This is a genomic window from Pseudomonas sp. SDO55104_S430, from assembly GCF_054070595.1.
In genome coordinates, this window is sequence record NZ_JBSVXG010000340.1 from 1 (window position 1) to 4,468 (window position 4,468).

At 61.2% G+C, this 4,468-nt stretch carries 2 protein-coding genes; both read right to left on the reverse strand.

Annotation, left to right across the window (positions count from 1 at the left end):
* Positions 1 to 72: 72 nt before the first annotated feature.
* Complete coding sequence (locus ACW9JE_RS28960) at positions 73 to 1,722, reverse strand: acyl-CoA dehydrogenase family protein (RefSeq protein ID WP_457434707.1); 1,650 nt, start codon at positions 1,720 to 1,722, stop codon at positions 73 to 75.
* Positions 1,723 to 1,796: 74 nt separating this feature from the next.
* Complete coding sequence (locus ACW9JE_RS28965) at positions 1,797 to 4,181, reverse strand: 7TM diverse intracellular signaling domain-containing protein (RefSeq protein ID WP_457434708.1); 2,385 nt, start codon at positions 4,179 to 4,181, stop codon at positions 1,797 to 1,799.
* Positions 4,182 to 4,468 lie beyond the last annotated feature (287 nt).

Below are 4,468 nucleotides of genomic sequence, written 5' to 3' on the forward strand. Positions count from 1 at the left end.
ACTCTGACTGACACTCCGCTTTCGCGAGCAAGCCCGCTCCCACAAGGGTCTGCAGTGTTTGATCAGGCGTGATCAGAAGCCTTGCGGAGTCGAACGAGAAACGATCGCTTCCACGTCCAAACCTCGCGGCAACGCGCCATACACACGCCCCGCCGATCCCAACCGACTGGCAATAAACCCGTCACTGACCGCCGAATTCCCCGCCTCCAGCAACAGTTTGGCCTGAAGCCCCAGCGCAATGTCCTCGGTCAACTGCCGGGCGCGGTACTGGATGTCGCTGGTGTCCTTGAACGCCGCCTGCAACTGGCTGATGTGCGCCGCCAGGCGCTTGTCGCCATGGCCGTCGCCCATCTCGTTGAACAGCGCATCCAGCACGCCCGGCTCTTTCGACAGGGCGCGCAGGACGTCCAGGCATTGCACGTTACCGGAGCCTTCCCAGGTCGAATTGACCGGCGCTTCGCGGTACAGCCTTGGCAGGATGCTCTCTTCGACATAACCGGCGCCGCCCATGCACTCGGCGGCTTCGTTGATCATGGCCGGTGCGCGTTTGCAGATCCAGTACTTGCCCACCGCCGTCACCAGCCGGGCGAATTTCGCCTCCTGCGAATCGTCCAGATGATCCAGCGCACGGCCCATGCGCAGGCTCAAGGCCAGCGCCGCTTCGCTTTCCAGCGCCAGATCGGCCAGCACGTTTTGCATCAACGGTTGCTCGCTGAGTAGCTTGCCGCCGACCGAACGGTGCGCGCAGTGATGGCTGGCCTGGGTCAGGGCCTGGCGCATCAGGGCACTGGAGCCGACCATGCAATCGAAGCGGGTCATGGCGACCATCTCGATGATGGTCGGCACGCCGCGCCCTTCCTCACCGACCATCCACGCCAGCGCCCCACGGAATTCGACTTCGCTGGAGGCGTTGGAGCAGTTGCCGAGCTTATTCTTCAAGCGCTGGATATAGAACTGGTTGCGCGTGTCGTCCGGGCGATGGCGCGGCAGCAGGAAGCAGGTCAGGCCTTTGTCGGTCTGGGCCAGGGTCAGGAAGGCGTCGCACATCGGCGCCGAACAGAACCACTTGTGCCCCACCAGCTCGTAAGCCTGACCGGGTCCACTGGCGCCCACCGGGAAGGCCTTGGTGGTGTTGGCCCGCACATCGGTGCCGCCCTGCTTCTCGGTCATGGCCATGCCGATGGTCACGCCGGCCTTGTGCGCCATGCCGACGTTGCGCGGGTCGTATTCGGTGGCGAGGATCTTCGGTAGCCACTTCTGCGCCAGATCCGGCTGCAGGCGCATCGCCGGGACGCTGGCAAAGGTCATGGTCAACGGACAGCCACTGCCGGCTTCGGCCTGGCTGTGCAGATAGGTCATGGAGGCGCGGGCGACGTGGGCGCCGTCCTGCGGGTGCGCCCAGGGCAGCGAGGTCAGGCCATGTTCGACCGCCGCGCGCATCAGCTGGTGATAGGCGGGATGAAATTCCACCAGATCGATGCGATGGCCATAACGGTCATGACTGTTGAACACGGGCTTGTTCTGGTTGGCGAGAAATCCTGCCTCCATCAGCGGCCCGCCGGCCAGGGCGCCGTAAGCCTCGATCCGCGACTCGGCCCAGCCGGCCCCGAAACGCCGCGACCATTCCTGCAACGGTAAATCGATGCGATACAGGTTGGCGCCATCCAGCGACGGTGGCTGATTGGTCACTTCGTGGGTTTCGGCGAACTGATGCAGGTTCATGGCGCGGCTCCTTTGGTCAGCCAAGGGACTTCAGTTAAGCACCGCCCCTTGGTCGAACAAAGTGTCATATGCGCCTAACTTCCGGCGCTTTCACCTTGTTGCGCGCAAAGTACTCGGCGATAGAGCGCCGCCTGCAAGTCTTCGAATTTCACCGGTTTGCTCAAATGATCGATCAGCGCGCCGGTCGGGCAGCGCTCGCGATCGGCATTCAAGGCAATCATGAACACCGGCAATTCGGCGCAACCGGGCAAGGCACGGATCTGGCAGCAAATCGACACGCCATCCAGCGCCGGTAACTGACAATCGAGCAGCACGGCATCGAAGGTTTCCCGCTGCAGAAGGTCCAGGGCGGCGACGCCATTGTCGGCGGTTCGTACGCGGAACCCCAACTTGAGCAACATGCCGCGCATGACCAACTGATTGATGTTGTTGTCGTCCACCAGCAGCACCTTGCAGTCCTGAGGCAGGCGCAAGCGTGGGAATTCCCGGGTCATGAACGGCCCGGCGGAGGATTCGGTGATCGGGATGGCAATTTCGACATCCAGCTGGAAACGGCTGCCGCGTCCGGGCTCGGAACGGTGGGTCAGGCGACCACCGAGCAGCTCGATCAACTGTCGGCAGATCGCCAGGCCGACACCCAGACCGCCGTATTCGCGGGTCATCGAACCGTCGAGCTGGAAGAAACGCTGATACATCGTCGCCTCGCCCAGATCGGTGAAGCCGATACCGGTGTCGATCACGGCAAAGGTCAGCGCCAGTCGATCCGGTTTGATCGTTTTCGCGGTCACCCGCAGCGCCACGCCGCCGACCCGAGTGAATTTGATCGCGTTATCCAGCAGGCACTCCAGGCATTGCGCCAACTTGAGGTTGTCGCCATACAAGCGATCCGGCACGTTCGGCGCCACATCAACCTTGAAGTCCAGCGACTTGCCGCTGGCGTTGCCATCGAATTGCATGCGCAAAGCGTCGACCAGGCCACGCAGACTGAAATTCGATGCACTTGCGCTGAGCTTGCCGGCTTGCAACTCGGTCAGCGTCAGGATGCCGTTGACCATGCGCATCATGTCCCGCGCCGATCCGGCAGCGGTCTGCTGGTATTGCTCAAGCTCCGCATCCATCTCGACGGTCTGCATCAGTTCCAGCGAACCGATTACACCGTTCATGGGCGTGCGCAGCTCGTGGGTCAGGGTCGCGAGGAATTCGTCCTTCAGCTGATTACTGCGTGCCAGTTGCTGGTTGAGCACTTCCAGTTTTTGCCCGGCATCCTGCAGCGTCTGCGCCTGCTGTTCGCGCATGGCGTTGATACGGTCGGCCAGGGCCAGGGACAGCAGCGCCACTTCGATGGCCGAACCGATCTGGCTGGAATACATGGTCAGGAACACGTTCGGCAGGTAGCCCAGCACCATCAGGGTATTGATGATGCCGCCAAGCAGAAACGCCGACCAGGCAATGATGAAGTAGCGCGCAACCCGCAGCCCACGAAGCCAGGCGAAGATCCCCGCGGAAAAAATCACCACCGTAAAGGTCAGCGCCAGGGCCGTCGCCAGGCGTAGGGCCAGGGCATAGCTGGTCATCAGCGACAACCCGACCACCAGCGCACTGAACAACACCAGCGCCAGCAAAAGGCGGTCGAGCCAGCGACTAAAAGTGGCCGTCTGCAGGAAGCTACGGGCGAACTGGCTGCCGAACAAGCCGGCGCACCCAATGAAAAACGGTGTCGCCGCGTTGGCCCACCATGGACTGTCCGGCCAGAAATACTGCACTGCCGCACCGTTCACCGAAAGCTGATAAAAGCCGAACGAGGCGATATAGAAGATGTAGTAGAGGTAACTGGTGTCGCGCACACTGAGGTAGATGAACAGGTTGTAGACCAGCATCCCCAGCAGTACGCCATAGATCAGACCCAACACGTACAGGCGCACGGGCTGGTCTTCGAGATACGCAGTGCTCGACCAGAGTGTGACCGGTGCCTGAATCGAGCCCTGGCTCTGCAGGCGCAGATAGACGGTTTGCGTTTGGTCAGGGGCGAACGTCAGATTGAACAGGTAGTTGTTCTGGCGAATCTCACGAGTGTCGAATGGCAACGCATCGCCGGTCTGGCGCGCCAATTGATAGTTGCCGGAAGCATCGGGCAGGTACAGGTCGAGGTGATCGAGGGGCGGATAGGCTAGCTCCAGCAGCCAGGTGCGTTGCGCCGTCGGATTGGCCGGGCGGTATTGCAGGTCGATTTTCAGCCAGAACGCCGAACGCGAATATCCGGCGTTGAGCGTGGCTTTGTCGTGTTGTTTGAAGTTGCCGGCAGCGGCCTGGTTGCGCACATCATCGATGGTCGCCTGGCCATCGGCGTCCTCGAACACTTGCAGGGTTCGGCCCAGGGGGAGGCTTTGAGTGAGCTCATCGAACTCGACGGCGTTCGCCAAAAGGGGCAAACACAACAGCAACATCAGCAAATAGCGCATTTATGCCCCAGCGTGGCCTTTCCGGTTCGGTCAGCAAGCCCCCCCATTCCCTTTGAGCAGACGTAAAACCGGTGTTTCCTGTTATTGGTTTGGATCCACTCTAGCATAGCGGCTGATGGCCATTGAACACTACAGAAATATTTCCTGCAAAGGCTCTAGAACGGGCGTTCCAGCGGCGAATATTGAACTAGAGCGCTTACTCATTCCTGTAGCAGCTGGCGAAGCCTGCGTCCGGCTGCGAAGCAGTCGCCAAATCTGCGCCCGCGGTTTACATGAACGCCCTTATT